This is a genomic window from Streptomyces sp. NPDC001852, assembly GCF_042891825.1.
GTDB lineage: Bacteria > Actinomycetota > Actinomycetes > Streptomycetales > Streptomycetaceae > Streptomyces.
The window spans coordinates 1-15,844 of the sequence record NZ_JBIATN010000030.1 but is presented as its reverse complement, the minus strand read 5'-3'; the positions used below and the strand labels follow the sequence as shown (position 1 = coordinate 15,844).

At 72.2% G+C, this 15,844-nt stretch carries 20 protein-coding genes and 1 pseudogene; 15 read left to right on the top strand and 6 right to left on the bottom strand.

All coding sequences use genetic code 11. The annotated features are described in order from the left end of the window. Positions 1 to 4: 4 nt before the first annotated feature. The 12 genes from ACFYZB_RS36925 (at position 5) to ACFYZB_RS36870 (ending at position 8,060) form a co-directional block, all read left to right on the top strand. Complete coding sequence (locus ACFYZB_RS36925) at positions 5 to 1,852, top strand: transketolase (RefSeq protein WP_388765928.1); 1,848 nt, start codon at positions 5 to 7, stop codon at positions 1,850 to 1,852. After that, positions 1,849 to 2,781, top strand: a complete 933-nt coding sequence (gene ligD / locus ACFYZB_RS36920) for a non-homologous end-joining DNA ligase (RefSeq protein WP_388765926.1) — start codon at positions 1,849 to 1,851, stop codon at positions 2,779 to 2,781. The genes ACFYZB_RS36925 and ligD overlap by 4 nt, the downstream gene beginning before the upstream one ends. Before the next feature lie 45 nt (positions 2,782 to 2,826). Further along, positions 2,827 to 3,201 carry a gas vesicle protein gene (locus ACFYZB_RS36915; RefSeq protein WP_388765924.1) on the top strand — a complete coding sequence of 125 codons (375 nt, stop codon included), beginning with the start codon at positions 2,827 to 2,829 and terminating at the stop codon, positions 3,199 to 3,201. 63 nt (positions 3,202 to 3,264) lie between these two features. Further along, a complete protein-coding gene (locus ACFYZB_RS36910; protein WP_388765922.1) occupies positions 3,265 to 3,681 on the top strand; it encodes a gas vesicle structural protein GvpA in 417 nt (138 codons plus the stop codon). Beyond that, positions 3,678 to 4,448 carry a GvpL/GvpF family gas vesicle protein gene (locus ACFYZB_RS36905; protein WP_388765920.1) on the top strand — a complete coding sequence of 257 codons (771 nt, stop codon included), beginning with the start codon at positions 3,678 to 3,680 and terminating at the stop codon, positions 4,446 to 4,448. The genes ACFYZB_RS36910 and ACFYZB_RS36905 overlap by 4 nt, the downstream gene beginning before the upstream one ends. 30 nt (positions 4,449 to 4,478) lie before the next feature. After that, complete coding sequence (locus tag ACFYZB_RS36900; protein WP_388765919.1) at positions 4,479 to 4,736, top strand: gas vesicle protein GvpG; 258 nt, start codon at positions 4,479 to 4,481, stop codon at positions 4,734 to 4,736. A gap of 2 nt (positions 4,737 to 4,738) precedes the next feature. Next, on the top strand, positions 4,739 to 5,350 hold the full coding sequence (locus ACFYZB_RS36895) for a DNA primase (RefSeq protein ID WP_388765917.1): 612 nt from the start codon (positions 4,739 to 4,741) through the stop codon (positions 5,348 to 5,350). Beyond that, positions 5,347 to 6,471, top strand: a complete 1,125-nt coding sequence (locus ACFYZB_RS36890; RefSeq protein WP_388765915.1) for an SRPBCC family protein — start codon at positions 5,347 to 5,349, stop codon at positions 6,469 to 6,471. Before ACFYZB_RS36895 ends, ACFYZB_RS36890 begins: the two co-directional genes overlap by 4 nt. Next, positions 6,468 to 6,803, top strand: a complete 336-nt coding sequence (locus tag ACFYZB_RS36885) for a gas vesicle protein (RefSeq protein ID WP_351214775.1) — start codon at positions 6,468 to 6,470, stop codon at positions 6,801 to 6,803. The genes ACFYZB_RS36890 and ACFYZB_RS36885 overlap by 4 nt, the downstream gene beginning before the upstream one ends. Next, on the top strand, positions 6,800 to 7,561 hold the full coding sequence (locus tag ACFYZB_RS36880; RefSeq protein ID WP_388765912.1) for a GvpL/GvpF family gas vesicle protein: 762 nt from the start codon (positions 6,800 to 6,802) through the stop codon (positions 7,559 to 7,561). Before ACFYZB_RS36885 ends, ACFYZB_RS36880 begins: the two co-directional genes overlap by 4 nt. Then, entirely contained in the window at positions 7,558 to 7,782 is a 225-nt protein-coding gene (locus ACFYZB_RS36875; RefSeq protein WP_351214771.1) for a gas vesicle protein, read from the top strand. Before ACFYZB_RS36880 ends, ACFYZB_RS36875 begins: the two co-directional genes overlap by 4 nt. Continuing rightward, positions 7,779 to 8,060: a gas vesicle protein K gene (locus ACFYZB_RS36870; RefSeq protein WP_351214769.1), complete on the top strand. Its 282-nt coding sequence runs from the start codon at positions 7,779 to 7,781 to the stop codon at positions 8,058 to 8,060. Before ACFYZB_RS36875 ends, ACFYZB_RS36870 begins: the two co-directional genes overlap by 4 nt. 171 nt (positions 8,061 to 8,231) lie before the next feature. Here the strand turns inward: ACFYZB_RS36870 and ACFYZB_RS36865 are convergent, their stop codons facing one another. From ACFYZB_RS36865 to ACFYZB_RS36855, 3 genes are all read right to left on the bottom strand, one after another. Beyond that, positions 8,232 to 8,402: a hydrophobic protein gene (locus ACFYZB_RS36865; protein WP_208897785.1), complete on the bottom strand. Its 171-nt coding sequence runs from the start codon at positions 8,400 to 8,402 to the stop codon at positions 8,232 to 8,234. Positions 8,403 to 8,443: 41 nt separating this feature from the next. Further along, positions 8,444 to 9,265 (bottom strand): class I SAM-dependent methyltransferase, encoded by an 822-nt coding sequence (locus ACFYZB_RS36860; RefSeq protein WP_388765910.1) that lies wholly within the window; start codon positions 9,263 to 9,265, stop codon positions 8,444 to 8,446. Positions 9,266 to 9,387: 122 nt separating this feature from the next. Then, entirely contained in the window at positions 9,388 to 10,932 is a 1,545-nt protein-coding gene (locus tag ACFYZB_RS36855) for a bifunctional phosphatase PAP2/diacylglycerol kinase family protein (protein WP_388765909.1), read from the bottom strand. Between the two features lie 81 nt (positions 10,933 to 11,013). Between ACFYZB_RS36855 and ACFYZB_RS36850 the strand changes: the two genes are divergently transcribed. Both ACFYZB_RS36850 and ACFYZB_RS36845 read left to right on the top strand, forming a co-directional pair. After that, positions 11,014 to 11,676, top strand: coding sequence for a histidine phosphatase family protein (locus ACFYZB_RS36850; RefSeq protein WP_388765907.1), 663 nt, complete (start codon positions 11,014 to 11,016; stop codon positions 11,674 to 11,676). A gap of 42 nt (positions 11,677 to 11,718) precedes the next feature. Beyond that, positions 11,719 to 13,338, top strand: a complete 1,620-nt coding sequence (locus ACFYZB_RS36845; protein ID WP_388765905.1) for an ABC-F family ATP-binding cassette domain-containing protein — start codon at positions 11,719 to 11,721, stop codon at positions 13,336 to 13,338. Positions 13,339 to 13,402: 64 nt separating this feature from the next. On the opposite strand, the pseudogene ACFYZB_RS36840 reads toward ACFYZB_RS36845, so the two are convergent. Then, positions 13,403 to 13,889: pseudogene (locus ACFYZB_RS36840) on the bottom strand (hypothetical protein); the annotation flags it as partial. A gap of 173 nt (positions 13,890 to 14,062) precedes the next feature. On the opposite strand from ACFYZB_RS36840, the gene ACFYZB_RS36835 reads away from it, so the two are divergent. Beyond that, positions 14,063 to 14,320 carry a DUF6158 family protein gene (locus ACFYZB_RS36835; protein ID WP_351214759.1) on the top strand — a complete coding sequence of 86 codons (258 nt, stop codon included), beginning with the start codon at positions 14,063 to 14,065 and terminating at the stop codon, positions 14,318 to 14,320. Positions 14,321 to 14,385: 65 nt separating this feature from the next. Here ACFYZB_RS36835 and ACFYZB_RS36830 read toward each other — a convergent pair whose 3' ends face one another. After that, entirely contained in the window at positions 14,386 to 14,928 is a 543-nt protein-coding gene (locus tag ACFYZB_RS36830) for a type 1 glutamine amidotransferase domain-containing protein (RefSeq protein WP_351214757.1), read from the bottom strand. Between the two features lie 184 nt (positions 14,929 to 15,112). Then, a complete protein-coding gene (locus tag ACFYZB_RS36825; protein ID WP_388765902.1) occupies positions 15,113 to 15,490 on the bottom strand; it encodes a DUF2795 domain-containing protein in 378 nt (125 codons plus the stop codon). Positions 15,491 to 15,844 lie beyond the last annotated feature (354 nt).

Here is a 15,844-nt window from a genome sequence, read left to right as displayed (position 1 = left end):
AATCATGAACACCGCCGAACTCGCCGAGCTGGGACAGCAGTTGCGCGTGGACAGCGTGCGGGCGTCCGCCGCCGCGGGATCCGGGCACCCCACCTCCTCGATGTCCGCGGCCGATCTGATGGCCGTGCTGCTCGCCCACCACCTGCGCTACGACTTCGAACGCCCCGAGCACCCCGCCAACGACCGTTTCGTGCTGTCCAAGGGGCATGCCTCGCCCCTGCTGTACGCCGCGTACAAGGCGGCCGGTGCCATCGAGGACGGCGAGCTGCTCACCTTCCGCAGGCTCGGCAGCCGGCTCGAGGGACATCCGACGCCCCGGCGGCTGCCCTGGGTGGAGACGGCCACCGGATCCCTCGGTCAGGGCCTGCCGGTCGGGGTCGGCATCGCCCTCGCCGGCAAGCGCCTGGAGCGCACCGGTTACCGGGTGTGGGTGCTGTGCGGAGACAGCGAGCTGGCGGAGGGCTCGGTGTGGGAGGCCGCCGAACACGCCGGGCACGAACACCTGGACAACCTGATCGCGATCGTGGACGTCAACCGGCTCGGCCAGCGCGGCCCCACCCGGCACGGCCACGACCTCGACGCCTACGCCCGCCGCTTCCAGGCCTTCGGCTGGCACACCATCGAGATCGACGGCCACGACGTCGACGCGGTCGACCGGGCCTACGGCGAGGCGCTGTCCACGGCCGGGCAGCCCGTGGCGATCCTCGCCCGCACCCTCAAGGGCAAGGGTGTCGCCGCCGTGGAGGACCTGGAGGGCCACCACGGGAAGCCGCTCGCGGACGCCGAGGAGGCCGTCGCCGAGCTCGGCGGACCACGCCGGCTGCACGTCCGGGTCAACGAGCCGCCGGCCGCCGCCGCGCTGCGCGACCTGACCACCGAGGTGCTGCAGCTCCCGCGCTACGACGAGGGCGACGAGGTCGCGACCCGGGACGCCTTCGGCGCGGCCCTCGCCGCGCTCGGCAGCGCACGCGGCGATGTCGTCGCCCTGGACGGCGAGGTCGGCGACTCCACCCGCACCGAGGAGTTCGCCAAGGCCCACCCCGACCGGTTCTTCGAGTGTTACATCGCCGAGCAGCAACTGGTCGCGGCGGCCGTCGGGATGGCCGCGCGGGGCTGGCTGCCGTACGCCTCGACGTTCGCCGCGTTCCTCACCCGCGCCCACGACTTCGTGCGGATGGCCTCCATCAGCGGCTCCGGCATCAACCTGGTCGGCTCGCACGCCGGTGTCGCGATCGGCCAGGACGGGCCCTCCCAGATGGGCCTGGAGGACCTGGCGATGTTCCGTGCCCTGTACGGCTCGACCGTGCTGTACCCGTGCGACGCCAACCAGACCGCCCGGCTGGTCGCGGCCATGGCCGGCCTCGACGGGATCCGCTATCTGCGCACCTCGCGCGGCAAGACACCGGTGATCTACGGCCCCGAGGAGGAGTTCCCGGTGGGCGGCAGCAAGACGCTCGTGGCCGGTGAGGACGACCGGCTGACCGTCGTCGCGGCCGGGGTCACCGTGCCCGAGGCGCTCGCCGCCGCGGACCGGCTCGCCGAGGACGGCATCGCGGTGCGGGTGATCGACCTGTACTCCGTCAAGCCCGTCGACGTGGCGACCCTGCACCGGGCCGCCGAGGAGACCGGCTGTCTGCTCACGGTGGAGGACCACCGCGCCGAGGGCGGCCTCGGCGACGCCGTCGCGGAGGCCTTCGGCGACGGCCGGCCCGTGCCCCGGCTGGTCCGGCTCGCGGTGCGCACCATGCCGGGCTCGGCCGCGCCCGACGAGCAGCTGCACGCGGCCGGCATCGACGCCGTGGGCATCGCGGCCGCGGCCAAGCTGCTGATCGAGGAGGCGGTCGTGCGATGAGCGGCGAGCCGCGGTCCATACGGGCCGGCCGCCGCGCGGTGGAGATCCAGCGGCCGGGGAAGGTCCTCTTTCCCGGCGGCGGGGGCGCCAAGGAGTACACCAAGGGCGATCTCGCCGACTACTACCGGTCCGTGGCCCCCCACATGCTGCCGCATCTGCGGGGGCGTCCGCTGATGCTGGAGCGCTATCCGGACGGTCTCGACGCACAGCGGTTCATGCAGAAGAACATCCCGGAGCACTATCCGGACTGGATCACCCGCGCCGAGGTCGCCAAGGAGGGCGGCACGGTCACGCACGCCGTGTGCGACGACACCGCCACCCTCCTCTACCTCGCCGACCAGGCGTGCATCACCCTGCACCGCTGGCTGTCGCGCACCGACCGGGCCGGCGGCGCCGACCACCCCGACCAGCTGGTCTTCGACCTCGATCCTCCGGGCGACGACTTCGCTCAAGTGCGCGCGGCGGCCGTCTGGTTGAAGGAGCTGCTGGACGAACTCGAGCTGCCCGCCGCACCGATGACCACCGGTTCGCGCGGACTCCACCTCGTCGTCCGTCTCGACGGCCGCAGCGACTTCGACGAGGTACGCCGATTCGCCCGCGCCGTGGCCGAGTTGCTGGCGTCCCGGCACCCGGACCGGCTCACCACCGCGGCCCGGAAGGAGGACCGCGGCGACCGTCTCTACCTCGACGTCCAGCGCAACGCCTACGCGCAGACCGCCGTCGCCCCCTACACCGTCCGCGCCCGCCCCGGCGCGCCCGTCGCCGTTCCCCTGGCCTGGGAGCAGCTGGACGACCCCGGGCTCGACGCCCGCCGCTGGACGATCGCCGACGCCCTCGACCAGGCGCGTACCGACCCCTGGTCCGGCCTGCCGGGGCGGGGTCGCGCCCTCGGCCCGGCCGGGCGGCATCTCGCGGACATTTCCCCCTGAAGGTTTGGCCACGGGATGAGGGGCCACCCGCAGAAAGAGGTGGCCATGTCGAACACAAACCACACACCAAAGTCTCAAAACTCACAGAAAACACATAACTCACAGGAGTCACGCGGCGACGACACGCACAGCAAGGCGGAGGAGCAACGGCCGGCACCCGTGGAGGTGCTGCGCCAGGCGCGCGCCCAGCTCACCGAACTCACCGGGCTCGCCCCCGAATCGGTGACCTCTTTCGAGCAGACCGAGGACGGTTGGGTGCTCGAGGTGGAGGTCCTCGAACTCGCGAGGGTCCCGGACACCATGAGCCTGATGGCGAGCTACCAGGTCGAACTCGACCAGGAGGGCCGGCTCACCGGCTACCGGCGCGTTCACCGATATGAACGCGGTCGGTCCGACGCGCGCCGGCCAGGCGGCCGCTAGGCCGCCCCACCGCCTGCCCCGCCCACCGTGACACCGAACCACTCAGGAGGAGGAACGGCCGGTATGACTGTTGTCCCGGCACAGCAAGCCGGAGGCGGAGGCGGCACCAGCGGCCTCTACGACGTACTCGAGCTGGTCCTGGACAGGGGACTCGTGATCGACGCGTTCGTGCGCGTCTCCCTGGTGGGCATCGAGATCCTGAAGATCGACGTCCGCGTCGTCGTGGCCAGCGTCGACACGTATCTGCGCTTCGCCGAGGCGTGCAACCGTCTCGACCTGGAGGCCGGACCTCACAAGAGCCCCGGCCTGCCCGACCTCGTCGGCGAGGTCACCGAGTCCGGTGCCCGCGGCAAGTCCAAGGGTGCGCTGACCGGCGCGGCGGAGACCATCTCCGACGCCTTCAAGCAGGCCCGCGAGGAGGGTGAGGGCCGGTCCCGCGCCCGTAAGGCCCCGGTCCGGAGGAAGGAGGAGCAGGAGTGAGCACCTACGTCTACGGGATCACCGCCCGCTCGCATCCCGCCCTCCCCGAGGGCATGACCGGCGTGGGCGAGCCACCGCACCCGGTGCGGGTCCTCACCGCCGGAGAGCTGGCCGCCGTGGTCAGCGACGCTCCCGAGGGGCTGCGGCCCAAGCGGCGTGACCTGCTCGCGCACCAGAACGTGCTCGCCGAGACCGGCGCGGCCGGGTGCGTGCTGCCCATGCGGTTCGGGAACGTGGCCACCGACGACGACACCGTCACGCAGGTGCTCGGTGAGCGCGCGGACCACTACCTGGAGCGACTGAAGGCGCTGGACGGCAAGGTCGAGTACAACGTCAAGGTCAACCACGTCGAGGAGGCCGTCCTGCACCGCGTGATGGCCGAGAACACCGAGCTCCGCACCCTGGTTGAGGACAACCGGCGGGCGGGTGGCGGCAGCTACGACGACAAGCTGCGCCTCGGCGAGATGGTCGCGGCGGCCGTGAAGGCCAAGGAGGCCGAGGACGCCGCCGAGGTCCAGGCCCGGCTGGAGCCCGTTGCCGCCGCGGTCAGCGCCGGGCCGCAGTCCACGGGCTGGCTGCTCAACGTCTCGTTCCTGGTTCCCCGGGACGAGGCCGAGGGCTTCCTGGCCGCGGTCGAGCAGGTCCGCGTCGACCGTCCGCACCTGGAACTGCGGGTCAACGGCCCGCTGCCCCCGTACAGCTTCGTCGAGCCCGGCCCCGCCGAGCCGGCGACCGGCCCCTCCGCCGCGGACAGCGGAGCGCGGTGACCTGGCGGGCCCGGATGGAAGGAGGAGCCCATGGGACTGATCGGTGAAGTACTGCTGCTGCCGTTCGCACCGGTGCGCGGCAGCGCGTGGGCGATCCGGCAGGTGCTCCGCGAGGCGGAGCGGATCTACTACGACCCCGCCACCGTCCGGGCCGAACTCGCCCGTCTCGAAGAGCAGCTTCAGGCGGGAGAGATCACCGAGGAGGAGTTCGACCGGCGCGAGGACGAACTGCTCGACCGGCTGGAGTCAGGCATGCGCTCCGGGCGTACCACTGGCGAGGAGACGTGAAGATGAACCGAACCGCACTGGGCCTCGCCATAGGGGCCGGATACCTCCTGGGACGTACGAAGAAGCTGAAAATGGCGCTCGCGGTCGGCTCCCTGGTCGCGGGCAAGAAGCTGAACCTGGGCCCCGGGGCGCTCGCCACGATGGCCCGGCAGCAGCTGAGGGACAATCCGCAGTTCAAGGAGATCGGCGACCAGCTGCGCGAGGACCTCCGGGGCGTCGGCAAGGCCGCGTCCGGGGCCATGGTCGAGCGGCAGATGGGTGCGCTTGCCGACCGGTTGCACGACCGTACCGCCCAGGTCCGCGACGGCCTGTCCGGGGCACTGCCCGAGGCCGGCTCCGATGAGGAGCCGGAGGACGACGAGCCGGACCGCGAGACGCGGGGGGAAGGCGGCGGCAACGAGCGGGAGGAACACGACCGCCAGGCCCGCCGGCGGCAGTCCTCCGGCAAGAAGGCGACCGGCAAGGCCCCGACGAAGGCCTCCGCCGCCCGGAAGACCGCGGTGAAGAAGACGGCCCCCGCGAAGAAGGCGGCGGCCCGGAAGACCGGCTCGGCCGGGAAGAAGACGGCCGGCAGCCGTGGGGCGGGCTCATCGAAGGGCGGCGATGACCGATGACCGACATCCTTGAATCCGCGACCTCGTCGGCGGGCCGGGCCGGGAAAGCCGCGCAGGACAACCCCCTCACCGACCTCGCGCACAGCGAGGCCGCCGACCGGCTGAAGGCCGAGGCCCAGGAGTACCTGGCCGCCCAGGCCGAGCGGCTGCTCTCGGGCCTGGGCCACAAGCTCGGCGAGACCACCGTCAAGCTCAACGACATCGCCGAGGGCAACAGCCCCGGCTTCGCCAAGCTGGCGCTCGACGCGGGCCGCAAGTTCGCCGAGGGCAAGGGGCCGCTGCGCTCCGCGCTGGAACTGGGGGCTTCGAAAGTCAAGGACAACGTCACGGAGGCGGTCAAGAACCTCGGAGGCGGCAAGGGCAAGAAGAAGGGCAGGGCCGGTAACAAGCCGACCGTCATCATGGAGTCGGTGGACGTCGGCGTGCCGCTGCGCACCGCGTATGACCAGTGGACCCAGTACCAGGACTTCTCCACCTTCGCCAAGGGGGTCAAGAGCGCCAGTCGCGCCACCGACACCGACTCCGACTGGCAGGCCAAGATCTTCTGGTCCAGCCGGAGCTGGAAGGCGCACACAACCGAGCAGATACCCGACTACCGCATCCAGTGGACGTCGGAGGGCGCGAAGGGCAGCACCAAGGGCGTCGTCACCTTCCACCCGCTCGGCGAGAACCTCACCCGGGTGCTGCTGGTCATGGAGTACTACCCGAGCGGCCTGTTCGAGAAGACCGGCAATCTGTGGCGCGCCCAGGGCCGGCGGGTCAGGCTGGATCTGAAGCACTACGCCCGGTTCATCACCCTGAAGGGAGAGGCCGAGGACGGCTGGCGCGGCGAGATCTCCGACGGCGAGGTCGTCCGCAGCCACGAGGACGCGGTGGCCGAGGAGGAGTCCGAGGAGGAGTCCGAGGAGCCCCGCGGCGAGGACGAGGGCGAGGAGCCCTACGAGGACGAGGAGGAACCGGAGGAGTACGAGGCCGAGGAGGAGGAAGAAGGCGAAGAGGAGGAGCCCGAGGAGGACGAGGACGAGGAGCAGGGCCGGTACGAGGACGAGGCCGAGGGGGATGAGGAGTACGAGGACGAGGAAGAGGAGCCCGAGTACGCCGAACGCGGGAGTCGTCGATGACGACGCCCAGCCGGTTCCCCGAGCCGTACGGTCAGGGCGGTGGAGCCAACCTCGCCGACATCCTGGAGCGCGTGCTCGACAAGGGTGTGGTGATCGCGGGTGACATCCGGATCAATCTGCTCGACATCGAACTGCTGACCGTCAAACTGAGGCTGATCGTCGCCTCGGTCGACAAGGCCAAGGAGATGGGTATCGACTGGTGGGAGAGTGACCCGGCTCTGTCCTCCCGGGCCCGCCGGGACGAGCTGACCCGCGAGAACGCCGAGCTGAGAGAGCGGCTGGCCCGGCTGGAGGAGCTGGAGCCGGGCCGCGCGCCGAAGGAGGCACCATGACCGGACTGCGGTACGTGTACGCCGTCTGCCGCCCCTTCGACACGCCCCTGCAGTCCCAGCTCACAGGGGTCGGCGGCGCGCCGCCGGCCCTGCTGCACCACCATGGTCTGGTCGCGGTCGTCAGCCAGGTACCGGAGGGGGACTTCAGCGAGCAGGCCCTCAAGGCGCACCTGGAGAATCTGGACTGGCTGTCCGCCACCGCCCGCGCGCACCAAGGCGTGATCGACGCGCTCACCACGGTCACCACGCCGCTGCCGCTCCGCCTCGGGACCGTCTTCCGGGACTGCAGCGGGGTGCGCACCATGATCGAGGCCCGCGAGGACGACTTCCGGCGCACCCTCGACCGGCTGGAGGGCCGGGTGGAGTGGGGCGTGAAGCTGTACCTGGAGTCCGAGCCCGCCGAGCCGGTGCCCGCGGTCGCCGAGAAGCCCGCGAGCGGCCGGGACTATCTGCGCCGCCGCCGCGAGAGCACCCACGCGCACGAGGAACAGTGGCAACAGGCCGAGGCGTTCGCCCGGTCTCTGCACGAGCGGCTCTCCCGGCACGCCGAGGATTCCCGGCTGCACGCCCCCCAGAATTCCGCGCTTTCCACGGAATCCGGCCGAAACCTTCTCAATGCGGCTTATCTGGTACCGCGCGCGCATTCCGAGGAATTCGTGGAAATGGTGGACCGCACAAAGGACGAGGCACCCGGAATCCGAGTGGAACTCACCGGCCCCTGGGCCGCCTATTCGTTCGTCGGGGAGGCGGCGCCGTGACCGTCGTCGAACGGCGCGAGGTCGCACTCGTCGACCTGCTGGACCGGCTACTGGCCGGCGGCGTCGTCATCACCGGCGACATCACCCTGCGGATCGCGGACGTCGACCTGGTCCGCATCGATCTCAACGCGCTGATCAGCTCGGTGAACGAGGCGGTGCCCTCTCCCTTCGAGGTGCTTCCCGGCCCCTTCGCGAAGGGCGTGACGGAGGAGGACAGGTGACCCCGCGCAACCGGCTCGACCTGGAGCCCGACACGGTCGAGCGCGACCTGGTGAAACTGGTGCTCACGGTGGTGGAACTGCTGCGGCAGCTCATGGAACGGCAGGCCGTGCGCCGCTTCGACACGGGCGGCCTGACCGAGGAGCAGGAGGAGCGGATCGGGCTCACCCTGATGCTCCTGGAGGAGCGGATGGCCGAACTGCGCGAGCGCTACGGACTGCGGCCCGAGGACCTCAATCTGGACCTCGGGCCGCTCGGACCGCTGCTTCCCCGCGAGTAGTGCCCCAACAGGCAACGTTCGCCCCGTCGCGACGCCCGGCACGCACTCTCGCCGCACCGGGCACAAGCCCAAGTACGTCCAGTACGAGGACTTGCACCCGGCACGCCGAGAGCACGCACCGGACGCCGCTCCTTGACGGGCAAACGTTGCCTGCCGGGGCACTAGCTCACGTCACCATCGGTACCAACGGCCCCTGCCGCCGGCGGCGGTGGTGCTGCGGACCAGGAATCCCAGCAGCCAGACGACCAGCACCGCCAGTGCAATCCACCATAGAACCTTCACTGCGAAACCGGCCCCGAAAAGAATCAGCGCCAGAAGCAGTACCAGCAGAATGGGAACCATAATTCCACCTCCTGCAATCCGGGTTTCCCGAATTTCCCGGATCAGGCTTCCTTGCGGCACAGAATCTCGCCGTGGAGGACGGCGAACCAGCCGGCCTCCCGCCGCCCCCACTCCCGCCACGCCCCGGACACGGCCCGCAGTTCCTCCTCCGTCGCGTGACCGCTCCGCACCGCCCGTTCCGCATAGGTGGACGCCAGGGTGCGGTCCGCCCACAGACCGCTCCACCAGGCCCGCTCCTCGGGCGTGGCGAAGGTCCAGGTGCTGGAGGTGGCGGTGATGTCGGTCAGCCCGGCGGCCAGCGCCCACGCCTTCAGCCGGCGTCCGGCGTCGGGCTCGCCGCCGTTGGCGCGGGCCACCCGCTCGTACAGGTCCAGCCAGTCCTCCAGGCCTTCCACCGCCGGGTACCAGGTCATGGCCGCGTAGTCCGCGTCACGTACCGCGATGAACCCGCCCGGCTTCGTCACCCGGCGCATCTCGCGCAGCGCCCTCACCGGGTCCCCGACGTGCTGCAGCACCTGATGGGCGTGCACCACGCAGAAGGTGTCGTCCGGGTAGTCCAGGGCGTGCACGTCGGCGACCGCGAAGTCCACGTTGGTCAGACCGCGCCCGGCCGCGGTGGCCCGGGCCCGCTCCAGGATGCCCGGCGCGTGGTCGACACCGGTGACCCGGCCGTCCGGAACCCGTTCCGCCAGATCGGCCGTGATGGTGCCCGGCCCGCAGCCGATGTCCAGGATCCTCATGTGCGGCTTCAGGGAGCCGAGCAGATAGGCCGCGGAGTTCTCGGCGGTCCGCCAGGTGTGCGACCGCAGCACCGACTCGTGGTGCCCGTGCGTGTAGACGGCGGTCTCCTGCGCTTTCGGCATGGCTGTTCCCCTTCAGCTTCGTCGCCGCTGTTACGGATCACCGTACGCGCGTATGCCGAATAATGAGACCGGTGTTTCGAAATGTGGACTGACGCTACGACGGGTCCGGTCCTGGCCGGCCGTCAATGTGCGGAGCGCAGCGGGCGGTAGACCGTCAGCGCGCCGGGCAGCTTCTCCAGCGTCACCTCGCCCGACGCGGCCGTCACCTCGCCGTCGTACGCCAGCGGGGTGCCCGGCGTGACACCGGTCAGCCGGAGCCGGTTCACCTGCACCGCCGCGTGCGCCGGGGAACGGGTCAGCGGGCCGGCGGCGGCCGCGGCCAGCAGCCGCAACGCGGGCCGGCGGCTGCCGTGCACCACCCGCACGTCCAGCAGCCCGTCCGCGAGATCGGTACGGCGGCCGGGTGCGAGCCCCATGCGGTGGTAGACGCCGTTGCCGACGAACAGCAGCCACAGTGGCCGCCGTGCACCACCCAGCTCCACCTCCAGCGGATGCCCGTCGGCGCGCAGCACCCGCAGCGCGCCCAGCAGCCCGGCCGGCCAGCCACCGATCCGGTGCGACCAGCGGTCGCGCACGCGCACCAGCTCCGGATAGACGCCCAGGCTCAGGGTGTTCAGGAACAGGCCCTCGCGCTCACCGGTGACATACCGGGCCGCGTCCACCCGCACCGCCTCGCCGTGCCGGACCGCACGGGCCAGATCCCGCTCGTCCTCCACGCCCAGGTCGAGGGCGAAGTGGTTGAGGGTGCCGCCGGGCAGCACCGCGAGTGGCAGACCGTGCCGCAGGGCGATCCCGGCGGCAGTGTTCACCGTGCCGTCGCCGCCGCACACGCCGAGGACGCGGGCGCGGGTCGCCGCCTTCGCCAGCTCCTCGCCGACCTCCTCCGGCGCGCACTGGACGATCTCCGCCCGCGGCAGGGCGTTGTGCAGCGCGCGCACCCGGTCCGCCGTCCCCGAGGCCCGGTTGGCGACCATCACCAGACCGTCCCCCTCCGGCAGCGCGGGTGCCTCGGCACGCGCCCGGGACCGGCGCCGCACCTGGGCACGGGTCGGCACCAGCCGCCGTGTCAGGAAGGCCGCACCCGCGCCGAGGGCCGCCCCGGCCAGCACGTCGCTCGGGAAGTGCACACCCGTGTACACCCGGGAGGCGGCCACCGAGAACGCCACCGGCGCCACCGCCGCGCCCCACGCCGGGGACTCCAGCGCGACCCCGGTCGCGAACGCGGCGGCCGACGCGGCGTGCCCGGACGGGAAGGACGTGGTGATCGGCTGCCGCTTCAGCTGCCGCACCAGCGGCACCGGGTCCAGCACCGGCCGGGCCCGGCGCACCGAGCGCTTGCCGATCGTGTTGATGGCCAGCGAGGCCACGCTGAGGGAGGCCAGGCCCCGGACGGCCGCCCGGCGGGCCCTCGGGGTGCGGCTCGCGGCCATCGCGGCGGCCGTCGCGAACCACAGCACCCCGTGGTTCGCGCCGCGGCTGAGACGGGGCAGCACCTGCTCGGCGCCCGGCCAGTGCCGGGCGGCGGCCGCCTCGAACAGCCGGCCGTCCAGGTTCAGCAGCCGGCACAGCACGCTCCGGCCGACCGAGCGGGCGGTCGGGTCCGGGCCGGTCGGGCTCAGGTCGGTCGGGCTCAGGTCGGTCAGGTCCAGGTCCGGGTCCGGGTTCATGAGGTCCGGTTACCCTGAAGTGCCCGTTTCTTGTGCCGGTCTGCGCCGGACGCCCGCCGGCCCGTGAGGAGATTCCCCCGGATGCGCCTCCTTCTCGTCCGCCACAGCGAGACCCCGTCCAACGTGCGCCACCTGCTGGACACCGGCGTGCCGGGCCCCGCGCTGACCCCGCTGGGCGAGGCGCAGGCCGCCGCCCTGCCCGAGGCGCTCGCCGACGAGGACATCGAGGCCCTGTACGCCTCCACGCTGCTGCGCACCCAGCTCACCGCCGCCCCGCTGGCCGCCGCCCGGGGTCTTGAGGTGATCGTCCGCGACGGCATCCGCGAGGTGTCCGCCGGCGATCTGGAGATGCTGCCCGGCGAGTCCACGGAGGGCCGTGCGTACATGCGAACGATCTTCGCCTGGGCGGCCGGCGACACCGCGCCGTGCATCCCCGGCGGGGAGAGCGGCGACCAGGCCCTGGCCCGGTACGACGCCGTGATCGCCGAGGCCGCCGCGAGCGGCGCCGGCACGGTCGCCATGGTCAGCCACGGCGCCGCGATCCGCCTGTGGACCGCCGCCCGCGCCCACAACGTCGACGTCCCCTTCGCCGCCGCCCGCCCCCTCGGCAACACCGGCGTGGTCGTCCTCGAGGGCTCCCCCTCCGACGGCTGGAAGGCGCTGTCCTGGGAGGGCACTTCGGTGGAGCCGACGGGAGAGGCGGGGCCGACGGGGGAGCCGGTGGACACGGCGGGGCGGTCATAACCGTTTGCCCGTCACCCGGGCCGCCCCGGAGAATGCCTTCCCATGGGACATCTGGAAGCCGCGCACCTCGAGTACCACCTCCCCGACGGGAGGACCCTGCTCGGGGACGTGTCCTTCCGGGTCGGGGAAGGCGCCGCCGTCGCCCTGGTCGGCCCGAACGGCGCCGGCAAGACCACCCTGCTCCGGCTGGTCTCCGGCGAGCTGAAGCCGCACGGCGGCACCGTCACCGTCAGCGGCGGCCTAGGCGTGATGCGCCAGTTCGTGGGCTCCGTACGGGACGAGACGACCGTACGGGACCTGCTCGTGTCCGTCGCCCCGCCCCGCATCCGCGCGGCGGCAAAGGCGGTCGACGAGGCCGAGCACGCCATCATGACCGTCGACGACGAGGCCGCCCAGCTGGCCTACGCGCAGGCCCTCGCCGACTGGGCCGAGGCACGCGGGTACGAGGCCGAGACCCTGTGGGACATGTGCACCACCGCGGCCCTCGGCATGCCCTACGAGCGCGCCCAGTGGCGCCAGGTGCGCACCCTCTCCGGCGGCGAGCAGAAACGCCTCGTGCTGGAGGCGCTGCTGCGCGGCACCGACGAGGTGCTGCTGCTGGACGAGCCGGACAACTACCTCGACGTGCCCGGCAAACGGTGGCTGGAGGAACAGCTGCGGGAGACCCGCAAGACGGTCCTGTTCGTCTCCCACGACCGTGAACTCCTCGCCCGTGCCGCCGAGAAGATCGTCTCCGTGGAGCCCGGTCCGGCCGGCGCCGACGCCTGGGTGCACGGCGGCGGCTTCGCCACGTACCACGAGGCCCGGCGCGAACGCTTCGCCCGCTTCGAGGAGTTGCGCCGCCGCTGGGACGAGAAGCACGCCCAGCTGAAGAAGCTCGTCCTGAACCTCCGGCAGGCCGCCGCCGTCAGCCACGAGATGGCCTCCCGGTACGCCGCCGCCCAGACCCGCCTGCGCAAGTTCGAGGAGGCCGGCCCGCCGCCGGAGCCGCCGCGCGAGCAGGACATCACCATGCGCCTGAAGGGCGGCCGCACCGGCGTGCGGGCCGTCACCTGCAAGGGACTCGAACTGTCCGGCCTCATGCGGCCGTTCGACCTGGAGGTCTTCTACGGCGAACGGGTCGCCGTCCTCGGCTCCAACGGCTCCGGCAAGTCGCACTTCCTGCGCCTGCTGGCCGGCGAGGACGTCGCGCACACGGGGGAGTGGAAGCTCGGCGCACGTGTCGTACCCGGGCACTTCGCGCAGACCCACGCGCACCCCGGACTCCACGGCCGCACCCTGCTCGACATCCTGTGGAAGGAGCACTCCCAGGACCGCGGCGCCGCCATGTCCCGGCTGCGCCGATACGAGCTGACCCTGCAGGCCGAGCAGACCTTCGACCGGCTCTCCGGCGGCCAGCAGGCCCGCTTCCAGATCCTGCTGCTGGAGCTGGCGGGCGCCACCGCGCTGCTGCTGGACGAGCCGACCGACAACCTCGACCTGGAGTCGGCCGAGGCCCTGCAGGAGGGCCTGGAGGCCTTCGAGGGCACGGTCCTCGCGGTCACCCACGACCGCTGGTTCGCCCGCTCCTTCGACCGCTACCTGGTCTTCGGCGCCGACGGCCGCGTCCGAGAGACGCCGGAACCGGTCTGGGACGAGCGCCGGGTGGAGCGGGTCCGCTAGGCCCTGCCGGGCGGGCTCGGCCGGAGCGCGTCTCGCCGTGGGGGTGCGGGCCGTACTGAGTCGGTCACCGCCAGCGAAGCAGTGCCCCCATACCGCCCGGCGCGACCTCCGCGCCCGTGTCCTGGAGCACCGGAGCCAGCGACACCACCGGTGCGTCCGTCACCACGGCCGCCCGCACCAGCGCGTCGTCGGCCCGGGCCGGCCACGCCTGCTGCTCGCCGAGGGCCCGCAGCTCGTCACGGCGGGCCGCCAGCTGGTCCGGGTCCTCGCCGATCCACACCTCGCGGCGCGTGTCGGGCGCGTCCGGGCGGATCAGCAGCTCGGCCAGGCGGTGCTCACGGGCCGCCTCGATCAGCTGCGGCAGCCCATCGACGGCCGCCGCCCGGCGCTCCTCGTCCGGCCGTCCGCGCCGCCCGGAACCGGTCCACCTCCGCCAGGATCCGCTGCCGTACGTGCTCGGCGCGTATCTCCTCCACTTCCTGCGGCAGCAGCTTGCTGTCCTTGCCGCGCGACGTCTCCACCGCACGGTCCTGCAGAGCTTCCCTGGTCCTCCGTGTGCAGCGAGGTGTCGGCGTATGCGGAGGCCCAGGACCCCGGATGTTCGTACAGTGGATTCAGGAACGCGAGCAGCATGTATTCCTCCCGGAAACCCCTCGGGCAGTGCCTGCGGGGCGGGTACCCGGGCCGGGACCCGAGGACACGGACACGACGAGCGGGGCACCACATGACCGGAGTCGACCCCAGCGGACTGGACGACCAGCAGCTCATGAAGGAGCTGGAGACGATCCACCGCACGCGCCACGACACCCTCCTGTACGGCTCGAACGACGCGCTGCGGACCCACAACGAGCGCATGGCGCAGCTGGAGGGCGAGTATCTGCGCCGCCACCCGCGCCGCCTGGTCAGCGCGGGCCGCACCCGAGAGGGCGCCCGGGAACGGCGGTGCGGCGAGGCGGCTACTCCGGAGACGTCCGGCACCTGAGCCGCCGGGCGGGCACACGGAACGGCCGGCCCGCGCGGGCCGGCCGTCCACGGGAACGGGCGGGCTCAGCCGGGCTCGCCGGCGAACACGTGCAGGAACGCGTCGCAGAACGCCTTGAGATCGTCCGGCTTGCGGCTGGTCACCAGCTGGTTGGAGCCGTGGTCGCAGATCTTCACCTGCTCGTCCACCCAGGTGCCGCCCGCGTTGCGGATGTCCGTCCTGAGGCTGGGCCACGAGGTCAGCACCCGGCCCCGTACGACGTCCGCTTCCACCAGCGTCCAGGGCGCGTGGCAGATCGCCGCGACCGGCTTGCCCCGTTCGAAGAAGTCCTTCACGAACGCCACGGCCTTGTCGTCCATCCGCAGGAAGTCCGGGTTGGCCACCCCGCCCGGCAGCACCAGGGCGCCGAACGAGTTCACCGACGCCTCTCCCACCACCTCGTCCACGTCGAACGTGTCGCCCTTGTCGAGGTGGTCGAACGCCTGGACCTCTCCCGGCTTCGTGGACACCAGCACCGGCTCGTGCCCGGCGTCGGAGGCCGCCTTCCAGGGCTCGGTCAGCTCGACCTGCTCGGCGCCCTGCGGTGCCACCAAAAACGCGATCCGCATGATCCTCGATCTCCTTTCCGTTCCCGGGCCGCCCGCCGGCAGCGCATCGGCTCCTCGCCGTACGGCAGCACCTCGCACAGCCGATCGCGAGGCCGATCCCGGCCGGACAGTCGGGCGACGGCGGGCGCCGGCGCTGTCGCAGCCGCGCCGGCCCCCCGCGCGACATCGGCTGCCCGGCCCCGCCTCATGCCCCTCCCGCCAGCGCCTCGGCCAACTGCTGCACGTTCTCGTAGCGCGCCGAGTGCGGCAGGGTGGCCACCGCGTCGACCAGTGGGGTCGGCGCGCTGTGCCGACGCAGCGTCCGGGCCAGGTCACGGGCGGTCGCCGGGAACGAGCCGCGGCTCAGGGTGCGGGCCAGCTCGGACCGCATCCGCTCCAGCGACGCCGGTGAGCCCAGGCCGCCGACGGGTCCGCTCCACACCTCCGGGTCGTCGTCCGCAGCCGGCTCCGGATCGTGCCACTCCTCCACGCGCGTCGGGTGTCCGGACCTCAGCAGGCCCCTTAGCTCGTGCTTCATCTCGTCGTCCCGGTGGACGCTCAGCCGGTCACTGCCTCGCTGCATGTCAACCTCCACAGTGTCGGAGGACCGAAAGAGTTCAGTTGCCGAGTCCGTGACCTGGGGACTGAACCCTTTCCCGCGCTCTCGTGAGTGCCTGTCCGCGCACTTATCCGTTCAGTGCGCAGACGCGTACCCGGATGGGCCGTCGCGTAACAGCCGGGGCCGGCCAGGTACGGCAATGGACGGATCGCTCAGGCCGGCGAGATGGCCGACGCCGTGGTCCGGCTCCGGCCTCCGTCGGGGGCTCTGGCGGCTGCGCTATGTCCGGCCGACCATGGTGGCGGGTTTGACGATGCGGTCGAAGTCCTTGGCACTGATGTAGCCGGAGTCCACCGCTGCCGCGCGCAGGGTGGTGTC